This window comes from Burkholderia sp. AU45274, from assembly GCF_030482505.1.
Taxonomy (GTDB): domain Bacteria; phylum Pseudomonadota; class Gammaproteobacteria; order Burkholderiales; family Burkholderiaceae; genus Burkholderia.
This window is the reverse complement of the sequence record NZ_JAUJQE010000001.1, coordinates 1,863,133-1,888,024: the sequence shown is the minus strand read 5'-3', so window position 1 is coordinate 1,888,024 and position 24,892 is coordinate 1,863,133. Positions and strand designations below refer to the sequence as shown.

Below are 24,892 nucleotides of genomic sequence, written 5' to 3'. Positions count from 1 at the left end.
GCGTTCTGCGTCGCGAGTCGTTTCGCGATCGAGCGCGCGAGGCGGTCCGTATCGGATGCCACCGTGTCGTGCTTCACTTCCGACACGCCATGCAGGCCGGCGCCAACCGCTGCATCGCCCAGACAACCCGGGTGAAACGACGGAAGCACTGCGCCGTCGCAGCCTCGTTGCGGTGCGCACGGACGCGTGAACGGCGCTACCCTGTGGCACATTGCCGGCCACGCACGCATGCCGCGGCCGGCATCGCTCATGCAACACGCATCATCAAGCAACCCTCGATCCAGGAGAAAACATCGATGGAACACGATTTCAAAGGCAAGGCAGTCGCGATCACCGGCGGATTCGGTCACCTGGGCATCGCGACGGCCGCGTGGCTCGGCGAGCGCGGCGCACGCGTCGCGCTGATCGGCCGCGGCGCGGCCCCGGCGGCGCAGGCGCTGCCCGGCGTGCCGGCCGACGTGCTGCGCATCGGCGGCATCGATCTCGTCGATCCGCAGGCCGCCGCGCAGGCGCTCGACACCGTGCAGCGCGAATTCGGCCGGGTCGATGCGCTGCTGAACATCGCGGGCGCGTTCGTGTGGCAGACGATCGCCGACGGCGACGCCGCCACGTGGGACCGCATGTACGAACTGAACGTGAAGACCGCGCTGAACGCATCGAAGGCCGCGCTGCCGCACCTGCTGGCGAACCCGGCCGGGCGCATCGTCAACATCGGCGCGGGCGCGGCGTTCAAGGCCGGCACGGGGATGGGCGCATACGCGGCCGCGAAGGCCGGCGTCGCGCGGCTCACCGAGGCGCTGGCGGCCGAACTGCTCGACCGCGGCGTGACGGTGAACGCGATCCTGCCGAGCATCATCGATACGCCGCCGAACCGCGCCGACATGCCGGACGCGGATTTCACGCGCTGGGTGAAGCCGGAGCAGATCGCGGCGACGATCGGCTTCCTGTTGTCGGCCGACGCGCAGGCGATCACCGGCGCGTCGATTCCGGTGACCGGCCGCGTGGCATAGCGCGGCGGGGCAAGGGCAGGGGCTCGCGCGGCGGCCGGCCGTGCGTACAATGTCGCACCGGATTGCGCGAGCCCTGACTGAGACCATGCATCAGCCCACTATCCTGATCGTCGAAGATGAAGTGGCGATCGCGGACACGATCATCTATGCCCTCGGCACCGACGGCATGCAGACCGTCCACTGCATGCTCGGCCAGGCGGCGCTCGACCACCTGCGCGACACGCGCGTCGATCTCGTGGTGCTCGACGTCGGGCTGCCGGATCTCAGCGGCTTCGAGGTGTGCCGGCGGCTGCGCACGTTCTCCGACGTGCCGGTGATCTTCCTCACCGCGCGGCACGATGAAATCGACCGGATCGTCGGGCTCGAGATCGGTGCCGACGATTACGTGGTCAAGCCGTTTTCGCCGCGCGAACTGGCGGCGCGGGTGCGCGTGATTCTGCGGCGCTTCTACCGGACGGCTGCGCCCGAATCGATCCCCACGCCTGTGGTACCCGTACCCGCGCCGGCCGAGACAACCGCACCGGGTTTCACACTCGACACCGACGGCGCCCGCATATCGTGGCTCGGCCACGCACTGGACCTCACGCGCTACGAGTTCGGGCTGCTGGCGCTGCTGGTCCGGCATCCGGGGCGCATCTACTCGCGTGAGCAACTGATGGACCTCGTGTGGCACGAGGCATTCGATTCGGCCGACCGCACGGTCGACACGCACATCAAGACGTTGCGCGCGAAGCTGCGCGCGATCGACCCCGAGCGCGACCCGATCCGCACGCATCGCGGGATGGGTTATTCGCTGCAACCGTAACGACTGGCTCCGTCCATGCATATCGGCCTGCGCATCTTCTTCGGTTTTTTCCTGATCGTCGGCCTGGCTGCGCTGATCACGCTGCGCGTGTTCGTGCAGGAGGTGAAGCCGGGTGTGCGCGAGGCGATGGAGGACACGCTCGTCGATACCGCGCAGGTGCTCGCGACGCTGGCCGCCGACGACCTGGCGAACGGCCACATTGCCAACGGCGCGTTCGCGCGGCAACTGTCGAACCTGCACGAACGCCCGATCAGCGCGAACGTATGGGGCGTGCAGAAGAACACGATCGGCTACCGTCTCTACATCACCGACGCGCACGGCATCGTGCGCTACGACTCGTCCGGCCGCGCGGTCGGGCAGGACTATTCGCGCTGGAACGACGTGTACCGGACGCTGCGCGGCGAGTACGGCGCGCGCAGCACGCGCAGCGATCCGAACGATGACAGTAGCACCGTGATGCACGTGGCGGCGCCGATCCGGCACGGCAACGAGATCATTGGCGTGCTGACGATCGCGAAGCCGAACCAGACGGTCGCGCCGTTCATCGCGCGCAGCCAGCGCAAGATCATGCTGTACGGCGCGCTGCTGATGGGCGGCGCGATCCTGATCGGCGTGGCCTGCACGTGGTGGCTGGTGGTCGGGCTGCGGCGCCTGCAGCGCTATGCGCGCGCGATCGCGGGGGGCGAGCGGGCCGACATGCCGCTACAGGGCGCAAGCGAGCTGGCCGAGCTCGGGCGCGCGGTGGAAAGCATGCATCAGCGGCTGGAAGACCGGCAGTACGTCGAGACCTATATCCACACGCTCACGCACGAGATGAAGAGCCCGCTGGCGGCAATCAGCGGCGCGGCCGAACTGCTGCAGGAAGACATGCCGGTCGCGAACCGGCGGCGCTTCACCGAGAACATCCGCCGCCAGGCCGGCCGACTCGAACAGATGATCCGCAAGCTGCTCGCGCTCGCCGAAGTCGAGCAGAAGCAGCGCCTGTCGGTGCGCGAACCGGTCGCGCTGCGGCCGGTGCTCGAACAGCTCGTCGACGATATCGAGCCGCGCGCGCGGCAGCGCGGCGTGAACCTCGCGATCGACGCGCACGACGCGGCCGATCCGGCAGTCGTCGAAGGCGATCCGTTCCTGCTGCGCCAGGCGCTCGGCAACCTGCTCGACAACGCGCTGGATTTCGCGCCGCAGGGCAGCACGATCCGCATCGCGCTCGAACGGCAGCCGGCGGGCAAGGCCCATGTCGCGGTCGTGCGTGTGACCGACGACGGCCCCGGCGTGCCCGACTACGCACTGGCGCGCGTGTTCGAGCGCTTCTATTCGCTGCCGCGCCCCGACGGCCAGGATCGCAGCACGGGCCTTGGGCTGTGTTTCGTCCGCGAGGTCGCGATGCTGCACCGCGGCCAGGTCGCGCTCGCGAACCGCGACGAAGGCGGCGCGTGCGCGACGCTCACGCTGCCGTCGGCGGGCTGAACTCCCTTCAACTTCACGTTCGACACACCTTCGCTTCACACCGGCTTCAATCGCCCTTCACCGGGGCGGCTCATGCTGACCGTACCCTTTTACTCCGGTACCTGTCGGCCATGAATCGAGTCCTGTTGTTCAAATTCGCGATCACCGCGTTTCTCGCGCTGCTGATCCTGATCCCGCTGCAGATGGTGCAAAGCATCGTGCATGAACGTGCCGCGTATCGCCGGGATGCGCTGCAGAGTATCTGGTCGAGCTATGCGGGGCCGCAGACGGTGGCGGGCCCCGTGCTCGTCGTGCACTACACGGAAGTCACGCGGGTGCGCGACGATTCGCCGGCCGGCGGCGCGACGAAGACGAGCCTGCGCAGCGAGTCGAAGCGCCTGCTCGTGTTTCCGAAGACGCTGAACGTCGACGGCACGCTGACGACCAGCGTCCGGTATCGCGGCATTCACAAGGCGCTGGTGTACGAGCTGGCGAGCCGGATGACCGGCACGCTGGCGTTGCCCGACCTGAAGAAGCTGCCGCAGGCGGACGGCCACGTGAGCTTCAAGATCGACGATGCCTATGTGTCGATCGGCATCGGCGACATTCGCGGGCTGACCGCGCAGCCCGACTTGCGCATCGGCGGCACGCGCTTCGACGTCGAGCAGGGCACGCGGCTGGACAGCCTGCGCCAGGGCGTGCACGCGAACGTCGATCTCGCGGCGCTGGCGGACGCAAACGCAGGGGCGGTCGTGCCGTTCAGCGTCGACCTGCCGTTGCGCGGGGCGGATTCCGTCGCGTTCGCGCCGGTGGGCGACCAGAACGATTTCTCGCTGAAATCGACGTGGCCGCATCCGAGTTTCGACGGCGCATTCCTGCCGAACAACCGCACGGTCGATGCGCGCGGCTTCACCGGCAACTGGCGCGTGACGTCGTTCAACACGAAGGCGCGTGAGCAGATCATCTCGGGCGACGGGGAAGGCGCGATCGAAATGGCATCGGTGTCGGTGATCGAACCCGTGAACGTCTATCTGCAGGCCGAACGTGCGACGAAGTACGGCGCGCTGTTCGTGATGCTCACGTTCGCGAGCTTCTTCATGTACGAGCTCGTGAAGCGGCTGCGCATTCACCCGATCCAGTACACGCTGGTCGGCCTGTCGCTCGCGCTGTTCTTCCTGTTGCTGCTGAGCCTGTCCGAACACATCAAGTTCGCGTATGCGTATCTCGCGGCGAGCGGTGCATGCATCGGGTTGCTCGCCTTCTACCTGTCGTTCGTGCTGCACAGCGTGAAGCGCGGGGCGGTGTTCGCGGTGCTGCTCGCGGTGCTGTACGCGGCGCTCTACGGGTTGCTGCTGTCGGAAGACAACGCGCTGATGCTCGGTTCGCTGCTGCTGTTCGCGATCCTCGCCGGCATCATGACGCTCACGCGCCGCGTCGACTGGTATTCGCTCGGTGCCGCGTGGCAGCCGCTGGCCGACAAGGCGGCGGGTGCCGCGAAGCCGGGCGCGCAGGTGAAGTAAGCGCGCGAGGTGTGGGCAGGCGCGCCGGTCGGGAACTTCACGACCGGCGCGTCATATGGCACATCGCCATATCGCCACATCGCCACATCGCCGCTTCACGCGCGCGATGCAGGCCGTCGAAAACGCGCCAGCGGAATCTCTGCAACAGCGGTGATCTCGATCAGCAGATCGGGATGGTAGAGACGCTCGACCTGGACGGTCGTCGTCACGGGATAGGGCTCGGCGAAGTAGGTCTTGCGGATGTCGCCGGCCTGCATGAAGGCATCGATGTCGGTCGCGTAGTGAACGAGCGAGATCACGTCCTGCATCTGTCCGCCCGTCGTGGCGAGCACGGCGCGGATGTTGTCGAGCGTCTGGCGTACCTGCATGCGCATGTCGCCGTGGCCGACCACCCGGCCGTCGCGGTCGAGCGACACTTGCCCCTTCAGGTGCACGATCCGGCCATCGCCCTGGATCACGGCCATCGAGAACGCGCCGAACGGCGCCCAGACTTCCGGCGGATTCACTGCTTCGGCCATCGTGCGGCTCCTGTGGGGCGATGACGAGGATGCGGCGGCGAGCGTCGCGGTGGGTTTGGGCCGTGCGTCGGCCGGAACGCGATGGAAGCGAGACATCGACAGCGTCGCCGGGTTCGCCGACAATCGCGCCATTATGGATCAGCGCCCGGCGAAGCGTGAGCGACGCCACGGCGGCAACGACGACACCCCATGGACGACATCCGGATCATCAGGGATCTCGCGGAAATCGAGGACACCGCCTACATCGAGCTCATGCGCGGGCCGTATGCGCGCAAGTGCTGGAACGAGGGATCGCTGTTTTTCAGGGAGGAAGTCTTCGGCCTGCTCGAAGCGGCGATCTCGCGGCAGATCCCGGACTACGATCATTACGCGTTCAATGGCATCGGCATGCCGGACTGGCTTCGGATCATTGACGAACTGGACGATACGCGCAGCATGCTGGGCGACGCCACGCAGCGAACGGCGGCACTCGACCGGCTCGGCTTCGTGTTCCGCGATTCGCGGCAGGATTTCATCGACCGTCTGGACGCGAGTTGCGCCGCGCTTGCGGAAGTGATTGCCGAAATCGATGCATGGACACGCGAGATCCGGATTCGCCACGATCAGGTGACGATATTGGGGATATGACGCCGCGTGACATGGCCTGCGCGGCACGCATATCGGGCGGCATCCGCTTATACTGAGCGCGTCCATTCATTCGATTTTCGCCGTGCCCAACACTGCCTCTCCGGATCCGTCCGTCGACGATCCCCGTCCGACCCCGCCCATCCAGCCCGAACTCGAAGACTGCTGCAACAGCGGTTGCTCGCCGTGCGTCTTCGATCTCTACGACGAAGCACTCGCGCGGTATCGCGTCGAGCTGGCCGAATGGGAAGCGCGCCAGGCGCAACGCAAGCATCACGCGTGATGCCCGAGACCGGCGAGCGGCCGCACCTGCATCGGCACCGCTTCCGCATCAGACCCTGCCGTCGCAACGCTTCCCGTCCCGCTTACCCGCCTGCATGCAGCCGCCGATGCAGCGGCCCGAGCATCGCCGACAGCACAATGCATACGAGCAGGACGGCCGTCAGCGCGAACATCGACGTCCTGAAGCCCTGCACGTAATCGAGCGCGGCCGGATGCGCGCCGAGCCGGGCGAAGAACACGCCGCCGAGCGTGGCCGCGCCGACAGCCGCGCCGATCTGCAGCATCGCGGTGACCATGCCGGAGGCGACACCCGCGCGCGCCGTGTCGACTTCCGCGAGCACGATCCGCACGACCGACGGCAGCACGAGGCCCTGGCCGATCCCGATCGCCGCGATCCCCACGTAGAAGCCGGCGCCCGGCGCGGCTGCACCCGCCAGCGCGGCGGCCGTCGCGACGCCGGCCGCGAGCATCGCGAAACCGAGCGTGAGCACGCGATAGCCGCCGAACCGGCCGACGAGTCGCGGCATCAGCAGCGGGCTCGACAGGAAACCGAGCCCGAGCGGCAGGATCGCGAGCCCGGACGCGAGCGGCGACCAGTTCAGGCAGCCCTGCAGGTAGATCCCGTAGCTCAGGAAGAACGCGCTCAGCGTGTAGAACAGGAACGCCAGTACGAGCCCGAGGGCGACGACGGGATTGCGGAACAGGCGCACGTCGAGCAGCGGATCATGGCCGCCCGCGAGACGGCGCGCCTCGACCGCCAGCAGCGCGCCGAGCATCGGCAGCGCGCCGACGAGGCACGCGACCATCCACAGCGGCCAGCCGGCCTCGCGCCCGTGCGTGAGCGGATAGACGAGCATCAGCAGGAACAGCGACAGCAGCACCATGCCCGGCACGTCGATGCGCTGGCCTTTCGGCGGGCGGCTTTCCGGGATGAAGCGCCAGCTGCCGATCAGCGCCAGGATGCCGATCGGCAGGTTGACGAGGAAGATCGCGCGCCAGCCGAGCCCGAACGGATGCAGGCTGATCAACGCGCCGCCGCCGAGCTGGCCGATCACGGCCGCGAGGCCGAACACGAAACCGTAGAAGCCCATCACGCGCACCTGCTCCTGCGGGCTGAACACGCTGCGGATCGTCGCGAGCACCTGCGGCGCGAGGATCGCGGCGAACAGGCCCTGCAGCACGCGGCCGCCGACCAGCACCGCGCCGCTGCCGGCGAGCCCGCACAGCGTCGACGCGACGACGAAGCCGGCCATCCCGATCATGAACATCCGCTTGCGGCCGTACAGGTCGCCGAGCCGGCCGCCGGTGATCTGCACGACGGCGTTCGCGCACGCATACGCGGACACGACCAGCTGCAGCTCGGCCGGGCGCGCGCCGATGCCGTCGCGGATGGCCGGCAGCGCGAGATTCACAATGAAGTAGTCGAGCGGCGGCAAAATCGCGCCAACCAGCAGGACCACCAGCGCCCAGCCGTGGTGGCTGCGCGGCGTCGCCGCGGCGGCCGTGCCGGCCGGCACGCAGGGGGCAAGGGTGTCGTTCGTCATGGAAGCAAGTCCGAAAGAATGAGTGCCATGTTCACGCCGGATGCGGCGACAGAAGCGCCGGTTCGGCCGTGGGCGGGCGATTGACCCCCATTCTGGGTGGTGACGATGAATCGGAAAAGCGGGAATTGGTGGTAGCATCCATCGGGTTAATCGATGGATGGAGAATGGCGATGCGCGGTTTCGACCTGGATCAGTTGCGTACTTTCGCGGCGGTCGCGGATGCCGGCAGCCTGACGGCCGCCGCGCCGCTGCTGCACCTGTCGCAGTCGACGGTCAGCGAGCAGGTGCGCAAGCTCGAATCGCGCGCCGGCGTGCCGCTGTTCGTGCGCAGCAAGCGCGGGGTCGAGCCGACCCCGGCCGGCTCGCGGCTGCTGCAGCATGCGCGGCGCATCGTCGCGCTGAACGAGGCCGCGTTCGACGAAGTGCGCGGGCAGGCGATCAAGGGCGAGCTGCGCGTCGCGATCACCGATTACTACCGGACCAACGAAGTCGCGGGCCTGCTCGCGCGGCTGCGGGAGTGCTACCCGCAACTGAGCCTGCACGTCAGCGCGATGAAGAGTGCCGATATCGAGGCCGCGCATGCGCGCGGGCAGGTCGATCTCGGCGTGGTGATGAACCTGTCGAGCGGGCCGTTCCGGCCGGCGTCGGCCGATACGCGCTGGGTGCTGCGGCGCGAGCCGCTGTCGTGGGTCGCATCGCCCGCGCTCGCCGAGCAGTTGCCCGAGCCGCTGCCGCTCGTGCTGCTGCCGGACGACTGCATGATGCATCAGGTCGCGGTGCGCTCGCTCGACGAGCAGCACATGCCGTACCGGCTCGTGCACAGCGCGTCGGGCGTGGCCGGGCTGCAGTCGATGCTGGCGGCGGGGCTCGGGGTGGGCTGCCTGTGCGCGTCGGCGATCGGCGACGGCATGATGCGGCTCGGCGCGAAATACCGGCTGCCGCCGCTGCCCGACGCGGTGTTTTCGCTGACGCCGCCGATGCCCGGCGAACGCGAAGCCGTCACGCAGGCGCGCGAGGTGCTGTCGCGGCAATTGCTGATGTGAAACCGGGCCGCACGACTGGCGGCGGCGCGTCCCTGAGAGGCGCGCGAAGGAACATAAAAATGAACGACGAACTGCAACGCCAGATGGACGCGAAGCTGCAGGATGCGCTGGAGCGCGTGGTCGACGAACGCTCGCTGATCCAGTTTCTGCGCGTGCTCGGCCACGACTGGAACACGGAGCGCCAGCTCGAGGCCGACGTGCCGCCGTCGCCGTACGCCCGCGCCGCGCTCGGCTGGGAAAACCGCTCGATCGGCGAGTACCTGGACGCGATGGTCGACTGGGCCGAGGCGTCGGAAGAAGGGCTGCGTTTCTACGACGTGCCCGACAATCCGTGGCGGCGCATGGCGGACATCCTGTTCGCCGGGAAAATCTACGAATAGCGCCGCGCGGGCGCTGCGTTCACTTCGTTCGTGACCGTCGCCGCGAACCGTTTATTCGACGATTTCGCCGCTCACATACGCATGCAGCCCGTCGGCCAGCGCATCGAACACCGCGCGGCAGCGCGGGCTCGACCGCAGGTCCTCGTGCATCACGACCCAGGTTTCCAGCTGCATCGCGAGCGTGTCCGGCAGCACCCGCACGAGCCGCGCGTCACGTTTCGCGAGCCCGCTCTGGCAGAAGCCGATCCCGTAGCCGGCGCGGATCATCGCGAGCTGGGCGAGGTTGCTGTCGGTGCGCAGCGAGAACGCATCGCGCTTCCACAGCGGCATGCTGCGGCCCATCGAGCGGATGAACGGCGTGACCGTATCGAAGCCGATCAGCGCGTGATGCGCGAGTGCGTCGGTCGTCTCGGGCACGCCGTTGTGCGCCAGGTAATCGTCGCGCGCATACAGCCCGACATCGACCGCGCCGATACGCCGCGCAACCAGCGCCTCCTGCGTGGGCGGCGCCATGCGGACCGCGATGTCGGCCTCGCGCTTGAGCACGTCCTGGAGGCGGTCGGTCGGCACCAGTTCGATGACGAGCCCCGGGTGGTTGCGCCGCAATTGCGCGAGCATCGGCGGCAGCACTTCGACGGCGATCACGTCGCTGGCCGAGATCCGCACGATGCCGCGCACGCCGGCGCCGTGGCTCGCGGCCGCGCGCTCGAACGCCGCGGCCGCGCTGCGCAGCGCCTCCGCATGGCCGCGCAGCGCGAGCGCCGCCTCGGTCGGCAACAGGCCGGACGGCGAGCGCGTGAACAGCGTCTGGCCGAACGCGGCCTCCAGCGCCGCGACGTGGCGGCCGGCCGTCGGCTGCGTAATGCCGAGGGCGCGTGCCGCGCCCGACAGCGAGCCTTCCGTCAGCACGGCGAGAAAGGTGCGGTAGCGTTCCCAGTTCAGATCGGTGGTCATGCATAAATGTATAGCTGATCCATCAGGTTCGGCAATTCCTTGATAGCCGAAGCCGCGCCAGAATGCTTGTCATCACGGACATTCATTCGAGGAGAGCGGCAATGACGACCCACGCAGGCGGGACGCAACGACAGGCACTCGTGCTCGGCGCGAGCGGCGGAATTGGCGGGGAAGTCGCGCGGCAGTTGCGCGATGCGGGCTGGCAGGTGCGCGGGTTGAAGCGGGGGCTCGATGCCGAAGTCGTGGAGCGCGACGGCATCACCTGGATGCGCGGCGACGCGATGGACCGCGACGCGGTCGTCCGCGCCGCGCGCGGCTGCAGCGTGATCGTCCACGCGGTGAATCCGCCGGGCTACCGGAACTGGGCCGGGCAGGTGCTGCCGATGATCGACAACACGATCGCGGCGGCAAAGGCGGAGCGGGCCACCGTCGTATTGCCGGGCACCGTCTACAACTACGGCGCCGATGCGTTTCCGGTGCTGGTCGAAGATGCGCCGCAGCATCCGTCGACGCGCAAGGGCGCGATCCGCGTCGAGCTGGAGCGCCGGCTGCAGGATGCGGCCGGGCTGGGCGTTCGCACGATCATCGTGCGCGCCGGCGATTTCTTCGGGCCGAAGCTCACCGGCAACAGCTGGTTCGCGGCGGGGCTCGTCAAGGCCGGGCAGCCGGTTGCGTCGATCAGCGTGCCGGGGCGGGATGGCATCGGGCACCAATGGTCGTACGTGCCGGACGCCGCGCGCGCGATGGTCGAGCTGATCGAGCGGCGCGACACGCTGGAACCGTTCGCGCGCTTTCATCTCGGCGGGCATTGGGATGCGGATGGCACGCAGATGGCGGAGGCCGTGCGCCGCGTCGCGCAGCGGCACGGGTTGCGGCCGACGGTGCGCAAGTTCCCGTGGTGGTTCGTGTGGGCGGCGGCGCCGTTCGTCACGACGCTGCGCGAATTGCTCGAGATGCGCTACCTGTGGCGCGAGCCGATCCGGCTCGACAACACGCGGGTGACCGCGGTGCTTGGCCGTGAGCCGGTGACGCCGCTCGACACGGCGGTGGAAGCGACGCTGGTGGGCCTCGGGTGTCTCAAGTGAGCAACGGCTCGTGCCTGGGTCCATGCTCCGGCACGGGCGGGCACGATGGCGAACCGCAGCACCTGCGGCACAACAATTCTCCACATACCCGGGCACGTCCGATGCGCATCATGTCGGCTCATGTCGATCAGGCGGAAACGGGGGCGCAATGTTGCATTTCGGATGGAAAGTGTCGGTTGCGGGCGCAATGATGCTTGCATTGAGCGGGTGTACCAACCTGGCTGGTGTGCTGTATTGCGGCAACTCGCAGCTCAACTTTCCCGATTATCACTGCTTTTAGGCGTATTAGCGGGAGCCGGCGCGGCGACAGAACGCTGGCGGGCCCATCTGCCGCGCCTCGTTGCCCGTTATGCCACGACCGGTAACACTTCCACGGCGTAGCGGTGCCGAAGGCTGCGCCCCAGCACCGGATCGTGCAGCTCCATCTCGAACGCCTCGCCGTCACCCATTGCCGCGATCGGGCCATGCACGGCAACCGTGCCGCCATACATCGCGCCGCGCGCGGGCATCGTCCGGCCGTCATCGAAGCGCTGCCACAGCACCTCGGGCGCAAGCAAACCACTCACCGCGCCGTGCTGGTACGCCGTCCGCTCGCCATCGCGCGAAATCAGCCACGAACGCATCTCGATCGCATCCCAGTGATCCGCAACGTCCGCGTGAAGCCACGCGTCGTGGCCGAGCGGTTTCGCGCACACCTGCTTCGACACCGCTACGCCGTACGCTTCGACCTCACGATCCGTATGATCGGAGCCGACGGTCACGAGCGTGCCGGCCGGGCTGTCGACCAGCACGCATTCGATCTCGCCGCCCGATCGTGCGCCGAGCACGCCGATCGCGGGCGCCTGCGTCAGCAGCGCGGCCGACACGCGATAGAAGCAGGGCGTGATCGACGGCGGCGCGACGCCGAGCGCCGCGAGTTCGTCGATATGCGCCTGGATTGCGGCCGGATCGCGGCCGGCCCAGCCGGCGATCACGACGCGCGCGATCTCGACGTCGACGGTGGCCGGCGCACCTTTCCGGGGAATGACATTAAACGACAGGGTTGGCATACGGGTATCCGTTTGAAGTGCGAAGGAATGAAACGGCTTGCTGGCGGCGACGTTCAATCCGCGAGCGGCTTGTGCGCGGTTTCGCGTGCGACGAGGAGCGCGATCGACGTGACGACGAGCGCGGCGGCGACATACAGCGACACGGCCGTCGTCGTGCCCGTCTGCCGGAACAGCGCGGCGATCACGAGCGGCGCGAAGCCGCCGCCGACGATGCCGGCGAGCGTGTACGCGAGCGACGAGCCCGCATAGCGCACGCGGGTCGGGAACTGTTCGGTCACGAACGCGCCCTGCGGGCCGTACATCACCGCGTGGATCACGAGGCCGATCGCGACGGCCGCGACGATCGCGCCGGGGCGCGCCGAATCGAGCAGCGTGAAGAACACGAACGCCCACACGATGCCGGCGAGCGCGCCGCCGAGATACACGGGCCGGCGGCCGAAGCGGTCCGACAGCGCGCCGAAGCACGGCACCGCGAGCGCGTTGCAGGCCGTGCCGATCATCACGGCCGTCAAGGCGACGGGGCGCGACAGGTGCAGCACGGTCGTTACGTAGGTGAGCGTGAACACGACGATCAGCGCATACAGCACGTCCGAGCCGATCCGCGAGCCACCCGCGATCAGCAGGCGCTTCCAGTGGACCTTCAGCACGTCGGCGACGGGCACCTCGGCAGTCGCGTGCGATTCGGCGAGCTGCTCGAACTGCGGCGTTTCGTCGACGCCGCGCCGCAGCCAGAAGCCGAACACGACGAGCAGCGCGCTGGCCGCGAACGGTACGCGCCAGCCCCACGACAGGAAGTCGCCGGACGTGGTCGACAGCGTCACGAGCGCGATGCAGCCGGTGCCGAGCAGCGTGCCGAACGACGGGCCGATCTGCGTCCATGATGCGGACAGCCCGCGCCGCTTCTGGTCGCCGTGCTCGACCGACAGCAGCACCGCGCCGGCCCATTCGCCGCCGAGCGCGACGCCCTGCACGAAGCGCAGCGCGACGAGCAGGATCGGGCTCAGGATGCCGGCCTGCGCGTAGGTCGGCAGCGCGCCCATCAACGCGGTCGTCACACCCATCAGCACCAGTGTGAGCATTAGCACCGCGCGGCGGCCGATACGGTCGCCGAGATTTCCGAACACGAAGCCGCCGAGCGGGCGCGACACGTAGCCGACCGCATAGGTCGAGAACGCGAGGATCGTGCCGGCCAGCGGATCGACCGACGGAAAGAACAGGTGGTTGAAGACGAGCGCGGCGAGCGTGTTGTAGATCGTGAAGTCGTACCACTCGAGCGACGTGCCGATCATGCTCGCGGTCGCGAGTCGGCTGGTGCGGACGCGGCGGGGCGCGTGGGCGGCGGGCTGGGCGAGCGTGTTCATGGTGTCGGGCAGGTCGTGATGGTGAACGGGATGAGGCGCCGGGCCGATGCGTGGGTGGGCATCGCGCCTGCGGTACGGCGGGCGTGGGCGATCAAGCCGAGCATGCCGCGGCAGCGGGTGCGGTTTCGACGTCGCCGTGCGTGACGTGCAGCGGCGCGGCGGCGCGCCACAGCAGCTCGAAGGTGCGCACGTCGTCGTGCCCGGCGAGCGTGGCGGCCACGCGGCGGGTCGCGGCCGCATCGCTGCCTTCGATCAGCACGAGCGCATCGGCGGCCGGGCGCGCCGCTGCAGCGGCGCCGATCGGCGCGGACAGTTCGGGCGCGGTGCAAAAGAGGCGTGCCGCGTGGATGCCCGGTTCGTGCAGCACGTCGTCGAAACGCTCGCGCAGCTGCGGCACGTCGATGCGATCCGGCGGCAGCACGAACAGCGCGAGATGCGCGCCTTCTCCGTCGCCAACCTCGATCGTCAGTTCTCCGACGCGTCGCTGCGTGCCCGTCATGCGCTCGAAGTTCGCGAGCGACCATGCGGTCTGCTGCGCGAACGCGCGCCGGTACGCGCCGCCATGGAACACGTCGAGCGCATCCGTCACGTACAGCGCGAGGTACTTGCGCGGGCCGCGGTCGGTCGCACGAAAGCGCCGCGCGTGCGTGAAGCCGGGAATCGCGACACGCTCCTGCATGTGCTCGCGGTCGTACCACGCGTTGAAATCGGCTTCGTGCGCGGGGTCGATATCCGTCCAGACGCAAAGCTGGCCGTGTGGAAGGGAAAGGCGGGTCATCGCGGGGTTCCTCGTGACGGGGATGTCAGGAACCGCAGTTTCCCGAAGACGGGCCGTGCCCGTCCAACAAGAAAACAAATTCGCGGTGAACAGGTTTTCTTATGAGCGGCGCGGGCGGCGTTTCGCGGCGGGCGGGGCTGATGGCGTCGTGCGTTTCGCTTTTGCCGGTGCTTTTGCTTTTGCTTTGGCTTTTGTCGCGGGACGGGTGGGTGTTTCGACCACGCTGTCGGGCGCGGCCGTCTTTGCGTGATGCGCGGCGGCCGACATCGCGCGCGCGACTTCGCTGGCCAGTTCCGCGATGCGCGCGGCCACCGGCAGGCCCTGGCTGCGATACGTCGCGACGAGCGGCAGCGCGGGGAATTCGGGTTCGACGTCGAGCAGTTCGAGCGTGCCTTCGTGGAGTTCGCGCCCGATGATCGCGGGCGGCAGCGCGGCCACGCCGAAACCGTCGGCGACGAGGCGGATCATCGCGGCGACCGACGTGATGCAGTTGATGCTGGCCGGCCGCTCGACGGCCGCGAACAGCCGCTCGATCGTCGCGTGCGGGCCCGAGTGGCGCGAGAAGCTGATGATCGGGAATGCCGCGAGGCGCGCGACGTCGAGCGCCTGGCCGCCGAGCCCGAGGCGCGGGCTGGCCGCCCAGCGCACCGGGAATTCGCACAGCGGCAGGTTCGTGAAATCGGGGCCCGGCACCGGGTCGGTCTGCAGGATCAGGTCGACGCCGTCGGTGCTGAGCAGGCGGATCAGGTGCAGCGTCGTGTCGCTCGTGATCTCGACGTCGAGGCGCGGATAGCGCTCGCGCAATTGCGCCATCAGCGCGGGGAACCAGCTGTGCACGATCGATTCGATCACGCCGATCCGGATCAGGCCCGCATCGCTCGCCGCATCGATGTCGCGGCGCATTTCGCCGTCGAGCCGCACGATCCGCTCCGCGTACGCGAGCATGCGGCGCCCGGCGGGCGTGAGCGTGGCCGAACGCGTGTTGCGGTCGAACAGGCGGACGTCGAATGCTTCCTCGAGCGACGCAATGCGGCTCGATACGGCGGCCTGTGTGGTGTGCAGTTTTTCGGCCGTGAGCCGGAAGTTTTCCAGCTTCGCGAGCCAGACGAAGGTTTCAAGAAACCGGATGTTCATCGACGTTCGAACCGTGAGGCAGTGCCGGGCGGGGCGGCGGGATCGGTCGATGGTAGCGGATTTTCGGGGGCGGGAAAGAAGCGGGCGACGTGGCGCGCGTGCGTGGGCAGGCGCTGGAGGACGGGAGGACCTGAACGCAACGCCGCCCGCGACGCGTACGTCACGCGAGCGGCACACCCACGCGCATCAAAGCCTGTCGAACGCGAGCGTCGGCACGTCCACCACCATCGCGCCGCCGTCGGCAACGAGCGTCGCGCCGGTCACGAACGACGCGTCCGGCGATGCGAGGAACGCGCACACGGCCGCGATCTCGTTCGGATCGGCCGCGCGCCGCAGCGGCACGTCGGCGCTGACGCGTGCATACGCGCCGTCGAGCGTGTCGCCGTGCGCCGACATCAGCGGTTCCATCTCCGCGTCGGCCATCGGCGTGCGGACCCAGCCGGGGCACACCGCATTCGCCCGCACGCCGTGCGGCCCGTAGTCACGTGCGAGCGACCGGGCGAGCCCGAGCAGCGCGTGCTTGCCGACCGTGTAGCCGCACACGCCGGGCCCGGCCGCGAGCGCGGCGATCGACGCGACCAGCACGATGCTGCCGCGCTGCGCGATCAGGTCGGGCAGGCACGCGCGCGCGCTGACGAACGCGGTGTCGAGGTTCGCGTGCATCGCGTCGCGCCACTGCGCGTCGTCGGTTTCGTCCGCGCGGCCGAGCCCGTGGCCGCCCGCGCACGCGACGAGCGCATCGACGCGGCCGAAGCGTTCGGCGATCCGCGGCAGGAAGCGGGCCCAGTCGGCGGTGCTCGCGGCGTCGCCGGCCAGCGCGAGGCCGCCCGTTTCGGCGGCCAGCGCGTCGAGCGGCGCCTGGCGCCGCCCGATCAGCACGACGCGGTCGCCCCGGCGGGCGAAGCGGCGCGCGCAAGCGGCGCCGATACCGGTGCCCGCGCCGGTGATCGCGATCGTGCGGGGTGTCGGGTGGGTCATGTCGTGCTCCGGAAAGGTGTCGTTTCCGGTCACTTTAGGCGGCGCCGGCGAGCGCCGGTATCAGCCGAAAGGATGAACGCGGGCGGCATCCGGGCGGCCGGCGCGGTAGCGGGCCATTTTGCAAAGGCTGACGATGTCCGGCGCCGAATCGCTCTATCCTCCACATTTTTGCGATAAGTCACGAAAGCCCGGCAGAATAGCGCGGGCGGGCCGCGCATCGACGCGCGGCGCATCGGCCGGCCGATTCCGTCGTGCGAGCGGAGCGGCAGGCCGGCGATCCCGGCAGCAGCGCACACCCCGTGCGCGGGCGTTGCATCGGCCGGGGATCGTGTCACGACAACCTATCGCCCGGTTGCGCGCTCGCGTGCCGGACCATCGACAAGAACAGGGAGGGCCGGCTATGAGGCTGGACGACGAAAGGGAAAGCACGAACGTCGAGGATCGCCGCGGCGCCGGCGGGTTCGGCGGCGGGCGTGGCGCGACGATCGGCATCGGCACGATCGTGGTTGCGTTCGCCGCGTCGTATTTCTTCGGGATCGACCCGCGCGTGATACTCGAAGGCGCGTCGGCGCTGCAGGGCCGCCAGCAGCAGGCGCAGCCCGCGCCCGCGCAGCGGCAGGGCGAGCCGGCGAACGACACGGGCGCGGTGTTCACGCGCAAGGTGCTCGGCAATATCGAGCGCACGTGGACGGGCGTGTTCAACACCCAGCTGCACGCGCAGTACCAGCCGCCGACGCTCGTGATGTTCACGAACTCGACGCCGACCGCATGCGGCACGGGCCAGACCGCGATGGGGCCGTTCTACTGCCCGGGCGACCGCAAGGTGTACATCGATCTCGGTTTCTACGACGAACTGCGCAAGCGTTTCGGCGCGGGCGGCGATTTTGCGCAGGCTTACGTGATCGCGCACGAGGTCGGCCATCACGTGCAGAACCTGCTCGGCATTTCCGACAAGGTCGACGCCGCGCGCCGGCGGGCGAGCCAGGCGCACTCGAACGCGCTGTCGGTGCGGATGGAGCTGCAGGCCGACTGCTTCGCCGGTGTGTGGGCGAACAACGCGCAGCGCGCGAACCAGCGGCTGATGGAACCCGGCGATTTCGAGCAGGGGCTGAAGGCGGCCGCCGCGATCGGCGACGACCGGCTGCAGCAGCAAGGGCAGGGCTATGTCGTGCCGGAGAGCTTCACGCACGGCACCAGCGACCAGCGCGTGTACTGGCTGCGGCGCGGGATGGAGTCGGGCGAGCTGAGCGCCTGCGACACGTTCGCCGCGAACGCACGCTGAATCGAGCGCGTGCCTGGCCGCGCGCCTGCATCGTTCCGGCCGGAGGGTGAATCCTCCGTACCGGCCGGGCCGGGACGATTTGCCGATTTGTGCTCACCGGCGCTTTTCGGCGCCGGTAGGCTGGCCCGAACTTCGATCTTCAATAAGTTCGCCCGCCAGCCGATTCCATCATGCCGACCCCATCCGTTCCCGCCGACCCGGCCGCCGCCGACTGGCCACGCGCGCTGCGCGCGTGCGTGGACGCGTTCGATGCGTTTGCAAGCCCGTCCGCGATCGTGTTCTACCGGCTCGACCAGAGCGGCGAACCGGCCGATTTCGAGCTGTTCGGGATGCCGGAATCGATGCATCGCACCTATGTCGCGCGCTACCGGATGCTCGATCCGCTGCATCCGTCGCGCTGCGCGGCGGGCGAGCGCGCGGTCGTCACGCTTGCGTCCCAATTGCCTGACGAAAGGCGCGACGCGTCCGCGTACTGGACCCGTTTCCTGCGGCGGCACGACGTGGCCGACGTCGTCGAGATCTGGCTGCGCGATGCGGGCCGCACGGTCGGTGCGTTCTCGCTGCTGCGCTTCGAGGCGGGCGACACGCGCGGCGGCGTGGCCGGCAACAGCACGGCCGGGCGGTTCGCGCCCGGCGAGATCGAAGCGCTCGCGCGGCTGCAGCCGGTGGCCGAAGCCGCGCTGAGCCCGCTGCTGCGCGCGCGGCGCGGAATTCACCGGATCGGATGCGAGGAGCGGCTGACCTACCGCGAGGAGCAGATCGCGCGCCTCGTACGCGACGGCCGCTCGAACAAGGAGATCGCCCGCGATCTCGCGCTCGGCCAGCCGACCGTCAAGACGCACCTGATGCGGATGTATCGCAAGCTCGGGGTGTCGAACCGCACGGAACTGGTCGGGGCGCTGTTCCTGTAATTCATCGGATAATTGCGATCCGGACTTCGAACCTTTCGCGATCGCCGATTCATGAATATCAAAGTCAAAGCGCTGCTGGCCGTGCTGCTTGTCTTGCTGGGTGTTTCGACGGCCTCGACGGCCTTCGCGCAAGAAAGCGAGCCCGATCGTTGCCTCGTGCTGTGACCGACCCAAATTGCCCCGGACGACGTCGGCGAGGCCGCTGATTATCCCGGTGGCGGGTGGCTCGGGCTGATTCCGGTCGGAAACCGCTGGACGCTCGCACCGGCAAGCGTCCGGTTCGAACCGTCGCAACCGGGCGGCGACATCGTCGACATCAAGTCAAACCTCGGAAAAGCCGTGGCGCTGTTCCGCTGCAAGTGGCTCAGGCAGGGCAAGGTCGACGCGGCGAACCTGGCGTTCCCGAAAGACGGAAGGGCGATCGAGCCCGGCGCCAGCCCGCTGCGCTTCGATTTCCACGGCCGCCGGTACGCACTGCATCACACGGCATCCGGTGCGGCGATTGCCGAAGGCGATGGCAAGCGGTCGGTCCTGCATGATTTTGGCGGCGGCTCGCCGCCGTTCAGCGCGTCGCTGATCTGGGCGGGCGACCTCGATCGCGACGGCCGACCGGACTTCCTGATGGAATTCGAAAGCGACCTCGGCGCCAGCTTTTGCCTGTTTACATCGGGCAGTGCGAAGGAAAACGAACTGGTCGGCGGCGCCCGCTGCATGTACTTCAGCGGCTGACCGAGGCTGCTGCCCCCGGCCGGCTTTCCACGTCGATCGCCAGCCACCCCGCGCGGTTCGAACCCGCGCCTCCCCACCGCCCACGCGCTGCCAATTTGCGCTCACCGGGCGCGAACCCTCGTCGATACAGTGGAACGACGCCCGCGTGCCCGTGCGCACGCGGTCCAGCCACGACAATCCTCGAGACGCCCATGAGCACCACGAATTTCGTCGCCGTCAGCGACACCGTGCGCACCTTCGTTGCGCGCGACTTCGGCCTCTTCATCGACGGTGAAATGCAGCCCGCCCACGCGGCCGCGCGGCTCGACGTGTACGACCCCGCGACGGGCGAGCGGCTTGCGACGGTCGCGGATGCCGACGCACATGACGTCGACCGCGCGGTCGCCAGCGCGAAGCATGCATTCGACACCCGCGTATGGAGCGGCCTGCGCCCGGCCGACCGCGAACGCATCCTGCTGAAACTCGCCGACCTGATCGAAGCCGACGCCGAAACGCTCGCGCAGCTCGAAACGCTGAACCAGGGCAAGTCGATCCACGTGTCGCGCGCGATCGAGGTCGGCGCGAGCGTCGAATACGTGCGCTACATGGCCGGCTGGGCGACCAAGATCACCGGCCAGACGCTCGACGTGTCGATCCCGTTCCCGCCCGGCGCGCGCTATACGGCCTATACGCGCAAGGAGCCGGTCGGCGTGGTCGCGGCGATCGTGCCGTGGAATTTCCCGCTGATGATCGCGGTGTGGAAGCTGATTCCCGCGCTCGCGGCCGGCTGCACGATCGTGCTGAAGCCGTCGCCGGAAACGCCGCTCACCGCGCTGCGCCTGGCCGAGCTCGCACGCGAGGCCGGCGTGCCGCCCGGCGTGTTCAACGTCGTCACCGGCGGCCGCGTGTGCGGCGCCGCGCTCGCGAGCCACCCGTCGATCGCGAAGATCTCGTTCACGGGCTCGACCGCGACCGGCAAGCTGGTCGGCGCGGCGGCCGTGCAGAACATGACGCGCTTCTCGCTCGAGCTCGGCGGCAAGAACCCGATCGTGATGCTCGACGACATCGACGTCGCGCAGGCGCTCGACGGCGTCGCCGCCGGCGCGTTCTTCAACCAGGGGCAGGTGTGCGCGGCCGCATCGCGCATCTATGTGCACCGCAGCAAGTTCAGGCAGCTCGCGGACGGCCTCGCGGGCGTCGCGCAGTCGATGAAGCTCGGCGCGGGCCTCGACACGACCGCGCAGATCAACCCGCTGGTCTCCGCGCACCATCGCGACAAGGTCGTCCAGCACATCGAAGGCGCGCGCCGCGCGGGCCTCACGTTCCTCGCGGGCGGCACGCCGGCCGACGATCTGCCCGGCTACTACGTGAAGCCGGCGGTGATCGCCGATCCGCATCCGGACAGCGCGATCGTGCGCGACGAAGTGTTCGGCCCGGTGATCGTCGTCGTGCCGTTCGACGACGCGGCCGATGCGGTGCGTCTCGCGAACGCGTCGCCGTACGGCCTTGCCGCGAGCCTCTGGAGCAACGACCTGACGCGCGTGATGAACCTCGTGCCGCAGATCGAGGCCGGCACCGTGTGGGTGAATTGCCATATCCCGCTCGACCCGTCGATGCCGTTCGGCGGCTACAAGCAATCGGGCATCGGCCGCGAATTCGGCCAGTACGCGATCGAAGGCTTCACCGAAACCAAATCCGTCTGCATCGCGCACTGACGCGCGGCCTCAACCTCAACCGATCCGACAGTGGAGACTGCAATGAGCTACAACGAAGCGAAATTCTGGCACCCGATGCTGCACCCGAACGAGATGAAGCAGCGCAAGCCGATCCGCATCGTGCGCGGCGACGGCTGCTACGTGTTCGACGAACAGGGCCGCAAGCTCGTCGACGGCGTCGCGGGCCTGTGGAACGTGAACGTCGGCCACAACCGCCAGGAAGTGAAGGACGCGATCGTGCGCCAGCTCGACGAGCTCGAATACTTCCAGCTGTTCGACGGCATTTCGCATCCGCGCGCGGAGGAACTGTCGAAGAAGGTGATCGACATGCTCGAACCGGAAGGGATGCGCCGCGTGCTGTACAGCTCGGGCGGCTCCGACTCGATCGAGACCGCGCTGAAGATCGCGCGCCAGTACTGGAAAGTGCGCGGCCAGGCCGACCGCACGAAGTTCATCTCGCTGAAGCAGGGCTATCACGGCACGCACTTCGGCGGTGCGTCGGTGAACGGCAACACGGTGTTCCGCCGCAACTACGAGCCGAACCTGCCGGGCTGCTTCCACGTCGAGACGCCGTGGCTGTACCGCAACCCGTTCACGCAGGATCCCGAAGCACTCGGCCGGATCTGCGCGGAAATGCTCGAGCGCGAGATCCAGTTCCAGAGCCCCGACACGGTGGCCGCGTTCATCGCGGAGCCGATCCAGGGCGCGGGCGGCGTGATCGTGCCGCCGGCCAACTACTGGCCGCTGGTGCGCGAGGTGTGCGACCGTTACGGCGTCCTGCTGATCGCCGACGAGGTCGTGACGGGCTTCGGTCGCAGCGGCAGTATGTTCGGCAGCCGCGGCTGGGGCGTGCGCCCGGACATCATGTGTCTCGCGAAGGGGATCTCGTCGGGCTACGTGCCGCTCGGCGCGACGGTCGTGAACGCACGGATCGAGGACGCATTCGCCGCGAATGCCGATTTCGGCGGCGCGATCATGCACGGCTACACGTATGCGGGCCATCCGGTCGCCTGCGCGGCGGCGATCGCGAGCCTCGACATCGTCGTGAAGGAGGACCTGCCGGCGAACGCGGCGAAGCAGGGCGCGTATCTGCTCGAAGCGTTGAAGCCGTTCGCGGAACGCTTCGCGGCGGTCGGCGAAGTGCGCGGCAAGGGGCTGATGCTCGCGCTCGACCTGGTCGCGAACAAGGACACGCGCGAGCCGATCGACCCGCTCTCGGGCTATGCGAACGCGGTTGCGGAAGTCGCGCGCGAGAACGGCGTGCTGGTGCGTCCGGTCGGCACGAAGATCATCCTGTCGCCGCCGCTCGTGATCCAGCGCGAGCAGCTCGACCGGATCGTCGACGCGCTGGCGGCGGGCTTCGAGGCCGTGCCGTTCGCGTGATGGCGTGACTCCGTGACGGCACGCCGGCGGCGGGCAGTGCGGCCGCCGCCGGTTTGCCAATTTGCGCTATGACCGGATTATTTTGCCTGCGTATTTTTTCGACATCGGATCAAGGTGTGATCGACAAGGGGCCCGGGAATCGAAGCGCTGAAGCGCCGCCCGGGCTGACCGCATAGCCATGGAACCCGGATCGCCGACGAAGCGGCAGTCCGGGTCGACACAGGAAGGAGACAGGGATGTCGGGATGGTCTGGAGTTACCGGCGCAGCGGGCGACACGCCCGCCGGCACGCCGGCTGAAGCGGGAGGCGGCACGGCGCTGAAGGCGGGGGCGGTCGGCTTTCCGACCGCGCTGGCGAGCGCCGTCGGCCTCATCATGGCAAGCCCGGTGATTCTCACCGCGACGTCGGGCTTCGGGATGGGCGGCTGGGCGTTCGCGGTCGCGATGATCATCGCGTTCGTGATGATGCAGGCGCAGGCGACCACCTTCTCGGAAGCCGCCGCGATGCTGCCGACGGCCGGCTCGGTTTACGATTACCTGTCGTGCGGGCTCGGCCGCTTCTGGGCGATCACCGGCACGATCTCCGCGTATTTCCTCGTGCACGTGTTCGCCGGCACGGCGGAAACGATCCTGAGCGGCATCATGGCGCTCGTCAATTTCGAATCGCTGAATGCCGCGTTCGAGAAGCACAACAGCTCGTGGCTCGTCGGCGTCGGCCTCGTCGTCACGTTCGCGATCACCAACATCATCGGCATCAAGGTGTTCAGCAAGCTCGAGATCGTGCTGACGGCCGGCATGTGGCTGTCGCTGATGATCTTCGGGATCCTCGGGCTCGCGGCCGCGCCGGCCGTGCATCTCGACGGCTGGTTCGGCGGCTCGGAAGTCGGCACGTCGGTGCCGGCCGTGCTGTCGCTGGTCGGGATGGCGATGTTCATGTTCGTCGGCTGCGAGTTCGTCACGCCGCTCGCGCCGGAAATGAAGGCGCCGGGCAAGACGATTCCGCGTGCGATGGCGCTGGGCCTCGTCGGCGTCGCGATCTGCATGTTCCTGTACGGCGCGGCGATCCGCCGCCAGGTCGCGAACGTGCCGGTGAGCGCCGACGGCCTCACGCACCTGCTCGACACGCCGGGCGCAATTCCCGCGTTCGCGCTGCAGGTACTCGGGCCGTTCGGCCGCATCTGGTTCGGCATCGCGTTCCTGTGCGCCGGCGCCGCGACGATCAACACGCTGATGGCCGGGCTGCCGCGCATCCTGTACGGGATGGCGATCGACGGTGCGCTGCCGCGCTGCTTCGCTTACCTGCATCCGCGCTTCAAGACGCCGGTGGTCGGTATCGTCGCCGCGGCGATCGTGCCGATCTTCCATGCGTGGCTGATCAACGGCAATCTCGACAGCATCCTGCACCTCGTGCTCGCCGCGACCTGCGCGTGGGGCACCGCGTACCTGCTCGTCACCGCATCGGTCGTGATGTTGCGGATTCGCCGCCCGGACCTGCCGCGCCCGTACCGTTCGCCGCTGTTCCCGTTGCCGCAGATCGTGTCGAGCGTCGGCATCATCCTGGCGATCTGGTACATCACGCCGCCGGGCATGAACGCGCGCGACATCTACGTGCCGTTCGGCGCGATGCTCGGGCTCACCGCGCTGTACGCGCTGTTCTGGACGCTCGTCGTGCAGCGCCGGCATCCGTTCAAGCCGGTGCCGGTCGAGGAAGTGCTGCGCAACGAGCACGTCGCATCGTGAAGCTCGCGCTCGCCCGCTGGCGCGCGGGGCCTGATGCGCCGCCGCCCGGCCATCGGCCCGGCGCGATCGCCGCGCGTGTGCTGGCGGATTTGGGCGCCGAGCGGGATGCCGATCACGTCGGCAGTCCGACGGCGAGGCTGCCGAACGGCGTGCGCGTGAGCATCGACGAGCGGGTCGACCGCCAGTTCCTGATGCACACGGTCAGCGTGAAGGTAGCGGCCACCGCGTGCGGTCCGGCCGTGCAGGGCAGCGCGCGCGTGCGCCAGACCGGCTGGCTGCGCTGCACGGGTATCGACGCGGTGATCGTGCCAGGATGCGACCCCGGTTTCGTCGATGCGGTAGCCGCACTGGTCGACGAGCCGTCGCTGGCCGACGCGCTGCGGCCGCTGCACCTGACCGACTGTACGATCGACGCGCGCGACGGGCGCTGGACGCTCGCGATCGTGCCGTTCGGCGGCAGCGAGGTCGTGAACCGGATGCCGTCGTTCCGCCGCTACGTCCGCCTGACGGGCGAGCAGGCCGCCGCGCTGTCGGCGGCCTGTCTTGCGTTCGAAACCGCACTACGCAGGATATTGCACGGGTAAGCTGTGGCGTTGCGCGCCGGGGAGCCGGCGGCCGCGTTTAGGGGTTTTACCGGAGATGC

General features: G+C 68.7%; 24 protein-coding genes. 16 read left to right on the top strand and 8 right to left on the bottom strand.

Features of this window, described 5'->3' with window-relative positions:
• Positions 1-296 precede the first annotated feature (296 nt).
• From QZM35_RS08430 to creD, 4 genes are all read left to right on the top strand, one after another.
• A complete protein-coding gene (locus QZM35_RS08430; protein WP_089432964.1) occupies positions 297-1,010 on the top strand; it encodes an SDR family NAD(P)-dependent oxidoreductase in 714 nt (237 codons plus the stop codon).
• An 85-nt stretch (positions 1,011-1,095) separates the two neighbouring features.
• Complete coding sequence (gene creB, locus QZM35_RS08425; RefSeq protein ID WP_089427086.1) at positions 1,096-1,815, top strand: two-component system response regulator CreB; 720 nt, start codon at positions 1,096-1,098, stop codon at positions 1,813-1,815.
• A 15-nt stretch (positions 1,816-1,830) separates the two neighbouring features.
• Positions 1,831-3,282 (top strand): two-component system sensor histidine kinase CreC, encoded by a 1,452-nt coding sequence (gene creC / locus QZM35_RS08420; protein WP_089432963.1) that lies wholly within the window; start codon positions 1,831-1,833, stop codon positions 3,280-3,282.
• A 110-nt stretch (positions 3,283-3,392) separates the two neighbouring features.
• Positions 3,393-4,781: a cell envelope integrity protein CreD gene (gene creD / locus QZM35_RS08415; RefSeq protein ID WP_174972197.1), complete on the top strand. Its 1,389-nt coding sequence runs from the start codon at positions 3,393-3,395 to the stop codon at positions 4,779-4,781.
• A gap of 95 nt (positions 4,782-4,876) precedes the next feature.
• Here creD and QZM35_RS08410 read toward each other — a convergent pair whose 3' ends face one another.
• Positions 4,877-5,299, bottom strand: a complete 423-nt coding sequence (locus QZM35_RS08410) for a RidA family protein (protein WP_089433331.1) — start codon at positions 5,297-5,299, stop codon at positions 4,877-4,879.
• A 189-nt stretch (positions 5,300-5,488) separates the two neighbouring features.
• On the opposite strand from QZM35_RS08410, the gene QZM35_RS08405 reads away from it, so the two are divergent.
• Both QZM35_RS08405 and QZM35_RS08400 read left to right on the top strand, forming a co-directional pair.
• Positions 5,489-5,926, top strand: a complete 438-nt coding sequence (locus QZM35_RS08405) for a hypothetical protein (RefSeq protein ID WP_254600166.1) — start codon at positions 5,489-5,491, stop codon at positions 5,924-5,926.
• Between the two features lie 82 nt (positions 5,927-6,008).
• Complete coding sequence (locus tag QZM35_RS08400) at positions 6,009-6,206, top strand: oxidoreductase-like domain-containing protein (protein WP_069252077.1); 198 nt, start codon at positions 6,009-6,011, stop codon at positions 6,204-6,206.
• 82 nt (positions 6,207-6,288) lie between these two features.
• On the opposite strand, the gene QZM35_RS08395 is transcribed toward QZM35_RS08400, so the two are convergent.
• Positions 6,289-7,749 carry an MFS transporter gene (locus QZM35_RS08395; RefSeq protein ID WP_301775773.1) on the bottom strand — a complete coding sequence of 487 codons (1,461 nt, stop codon included), beginning with the start codon at positions 7,747-7,749 and terminating at the stop codon, positions 6,289-6,291.
• A gap of 170 nt (positions 7,750-7,919) precedes the next feature.
• Between QZM35_RS08395 and QZM35_RS08390 the strand changes: the two genes are divergently transcribed.
• Positions 7,920-8,792, top strand: a complete 873-nt coding sequence (locus tag QZM35_RS08390; RefSeq protein ID WP_089429065.1) for a LysR family transcriptional regulator — start codon at positions 7,920-7,922, stop codon at positions 8,790-8,792.
• 59 nt (positions 8,793-8,851) lie between these two features.
• Entirely contained in the window at positions 8,852-9,172 is a 321-nt protein-coding gene (locus QZM35_RS08385) for a hypothetical protein (RefSeq protein WP_089427090.1), read from the top strand.
• 51 nt (positions 9,173-9,223) lie between these two features.
• On the opposite strand, the gene QZM35_RS08380 is transcribed toward QZM35_RS08385, so the two are convergent.
• On the bottom strand, positions 9,224-10,126 hold the full coding sequence (locus QZM35_RS08380) for a LysR family transcriptional regulator (RefSeq protein WP_089427091.1): 903 nt from the start codon (positions 10,124-10,126) through the stop codon (positions 9,224-9,226).
• Between the two features lie 101 nt (positions 10,127-10,227).
• Between QZM35_RS08380 and QZM35_RS08375 the strand changes: the two genes are divergently transcribed.
• A complete protein-coding gene (locus QZM35_RS08375) occupies positions 10,228-11,211 on the top strand; it encodes an NAD-dependent epimerase/dehydratase family protein (protein ID WP_301775772.1) in 984 nt (327 codons plus the stop codon).
• Positions 11,212-11,558: 347 nt separating this feature from the next.
• Here QZM35_RS08375 and QZM35_RS08370 read toward each other — a convergent pair whose 3' ends face one another.
• The 5 genes from QZM35_RS08370 to QZM35_RS08350 all read right to left on the bottom strand — a co-directional run bounded on the left by QZM35_RS08370 (position 11,559) and on the right by QZM35_RS08350 (position 16,511).
• Positions 11,559-12,260 carry a DUF2848 domain-containing protein gene (locus tag QZM35_RS08370; protein WP_089432959.1) on the bottom strand — a complete coding sequence of 234 codons (702 nt, stop codon included), beginning with the start codon at positions 12,258-12,260 and terminating at the stop codon, positions 11,559-11,561.
• Positions 12,261-12,313: 53 nt separating this feature from the next.
• A complete protein-coding gene (locus QZM35_RS08365; RefSeq protein ID WP_089433329.1) occupies positions 12,314-13,633 on the bottom strand; it encodes an MFS transporter in 1,320 nt (439 codons plus the stop codon).
• Between the two features lie 79 nt (positions 13,634-13,712).
• On the bottom strand, positions 13,713-14,399 hold the full coding sequence (locus QZM35_RS08360; RefSeq protein ID WP_089432958.1) for a DUF4286 family protein: 687 nt from the start codon (positions 14,397-14,399) through the stop codon (positions 13,713-13,715).
• A gap of 99 nt (positions 14,400-14,498) precedes the next feature.
• Entirely contained in the window at positions 14,499-15,533 is a 1,035-nt protein-coding gene (locus tag QZM35_RS08355; RefSeq protein ID WP_089432957.1) for a LysR family transcriptional regulator, read from the bottom strand.
• 186 nt (positions 15,534-15,719) lie between these two features.
• The gene (locus QZM35_RS08350; RefSeq protein ID WP_089432956.1) at positions 15,720-16,511 is read right to left on the bottom strand and encodes an SDR family NAD(P)-dependent oxidoreductase; all 792 of its coding nucleotides are present in this window, start codon (positions 16,509-16,511) and stop codon (positions 15,720-15,722) included.
• 400 nt (positions 16,512-16,911) lie between these two features.
• Here QZM35_RS08350 and QZM35_RS08345 point away from each other — a divergent pair, with 400 nt between their 5' ends.
• The 7 genes from QZM35_RS08345 (at position 16,912) to QZM35_RS08315 (ending at position 24,833) form a co-directional block, all read left to right on the top strand.
• Complete coding sequence (locus QZM35_RS08345) at positions 16,912-17,793, top strand: neutral zinc metallopeptidase (RefSeq protein ID WP_089427097.1); 882 nt, start codon at positions 16,912-16,914, stop codon at positions 17,791-17,793.
• 170 nt (positions 17,794-17,963) lie between these two features.
• On the top strand, positions 17,964-18,704 hold the full coding sequence (locus QZM35_RS08340; protein ID WP_301775771.1) for a LuxR C-terminal-related transcriptional regulator: 741 nt from the start codon (positions 17,964-17,966) through the stop codon (positions 18,702-18,704).
• A 339-nt stretch (positions 18,705-19,043) separates the two neighbouring features.
• Positions 19,044-19,433, top strand: coding sequence for a hypothetical protein (locus QZM35_RS08335; RefSeq protein ID WP_301775770.1), 390 nt, complete (start codon positions 19,044-19,046; stop codon positions 19,431-19,433).
• Between the two features lie 191 nt (positions 19,434-19,624).
• Complete coding sequence (locus QZM35_RS08330; RefSeq protein ID WP_301775769.1) at positions 19,625-21,127, top strand: aldehyde dehydrogenase family protein; 1,503 nt, start codon at positions 19,625-19,627, stop codon at positions 21,125-21,127.
• A gap of 42 nt (positions 21,128-21,169) precedes the next feature.
• A complete protein-coding gene (locus tag QZM35_RS08325) occupies positions 21,170-22,510 on the top strand; it encodes an aspartate aminotransferase family protein (protein ID WP_089427101.1) in 1,341 nt (446 codons plus the stop codon).
• 236 nt (positions 22,511-22,746) lie between these two features.
• Positions 22,747-24,249: an APC family permease gene (locus QZM35_RS08320; protein ID WP_089427102.1), complete on the top strand. Its 1,503-nt coding sequence runs from the start codon at positions 22,747-22,749 to the stop codon at positions 24,247-24,249.
• Entirely contained in the window at positions 24,246-24,833 is a 588-nt protein-coding gene (locus tag QZM35_RS08315) for a DUF3156 family protein (RefSeq protein ID WP_301775768.1), read from the top strand. Before QZM35_RS08320 ends, QZM35_RS08315 begins: the two co-directional genes overlap by 4 nt.
• The last annotated feature ends 59 nt before the right edge of the window (positions 24,834-24,892 follow it).

Bases quoted from the DNA above. Each gene is read 5' to 3' on its own strand.
- QZM35_RS08390 (WP_089429065.1), top strand. From the start codon at position 7,920: ATGCGCGGTTTCGACCTGGATCAGTTGCGTACTTTCGCGGCGGTCGCG.
- QZM35_RS08395 (WP_301775773.1), bottom strand. From the start codon at position 7,749: ATGACGAACGACACCCTTGCCCCCTGCGTGCCGGCCGGCACGGCCGCC.
- QZM35_RS08375 (WP_301775772.1), top strand. From the start codon at position 10,228: ATGACGACCCACGCAGGCGGGACGCAACGACAGGCACTCGTGCTCGGC.
- creD (WP_174972197.1), top strand. From the start codon at position 3,393: ATGAATCGAGTCCTGTTGTTCAAATTCGCGATCACCGCGTTTCTCGCG.
- QZM35_RS08330 (WP_301775769.1), top strand. From the start codon at position 19,625: ATGAGCACCACGAATTTCGTCGCCGTCAGCGACACCGTGCGCACCTTC.
- QZM35_RS08370 (WP_089432959.1), bottom strand. From the start codon at position 12,260: ATGCCAACCCTGTCGTTTAATGTCATTCCCCGGAAAGGTGCGCCGGCC.
- QZM35_RS08350 (WP_089432956.1), bottom strand. From the start codon at position 16,511: ATGACCCACCCGACACCCCGCACGATCGCGATCACCGGCGCGGGCACC.
- creB (WP_089427086.1), top strand. From the start codon at position 1,096: ATGCATCAGCCCACTATCCTGATCGTCGAAGATGAAGTGGCGATCGCG.
- QZM35_RS08385 (WP_089427090.1), top strand. From the start codon at position 8,852: ATGAACGACGAACTGCAACGCCAGATGGACGCGAAGCTGCAGGATGCG.
- QZM35_RS08320 (WP_089427102.1), top strand. From the start codon at position 22,747: ATGTCGGGATGGTCTGGAGTTACCGGCGCAGCGGGCGACACGCCCGCC.
- QZM35_RS08355 (WP_089432957.1), bottom strand. From the start codon at position 15,533: ATGAACATCCGGTTTCTTGAAACCTTCGTCTGGCTCGCGAAGCTGGAA.
- creC (WP_089432963.1), top strand. From the start codon at position 1,831: ATGCATATCGGCCTGCGCATCTTCTTCGGTTTTTTCCTGATCGTCGGC.
- QZM35_RS08410 (WP_089433331.1), bottom strand. From the start codon at position 5,299: ATGGCCGAAGCAGTGAATCCGCCGGAAGTCTGGGCGCCGTTCGGCGCG.
- QZM35_RS08345 (WP_089427097.1), top strand. From the start codon at position 16,912: ATGAGGCTGGACGACGAAAGGGAAAGCACGAACGTCGAGGATCGCCGC.
- QZM35_RS08340 (WP_301775771.1), top strand. From the start codon at position 17,964: ATGCCGACCCCATCCGTTCCCGCCGACCCGGCCGCCGCCGACTGGCCA.
- QZM35_RS08430 (WP_089432964.1), top strand. From the start codon at position 297: ATGGAACACGATTTCAAAGGCAAGGCAGTCGCGATCACCGGCGGATTC.
- QZM35_RS08325 (WP_089427101.1), top strand. From the start codon at position 21,170: ATGAGCTACAACGAAGCGAAATTCTGGCACCCGATGCTGCACCCGAAC.
- QZM35_RS08380 (WP_089427091.1), bottom strand. From the start codon at position 10,126: ATGACCACCGATCTGAACTGGGAACGCTACCGCACCTTTCTCGCCGTG.
- QZM35_RS08405 (WP_254600166.1), top strand. From the start codon at position 5,489: ATGGACGACATCCGGATCATCAGGGATCTCGCGGAAATCGAGGACACC.
- QZM35_RS08360 (WP_089432958.1), bottom strand. From the start codon at position 14,399: ATGACCCGCCTTTCCCTTCCACACGGCCAGCTTTGCGTCTGGACGGAT.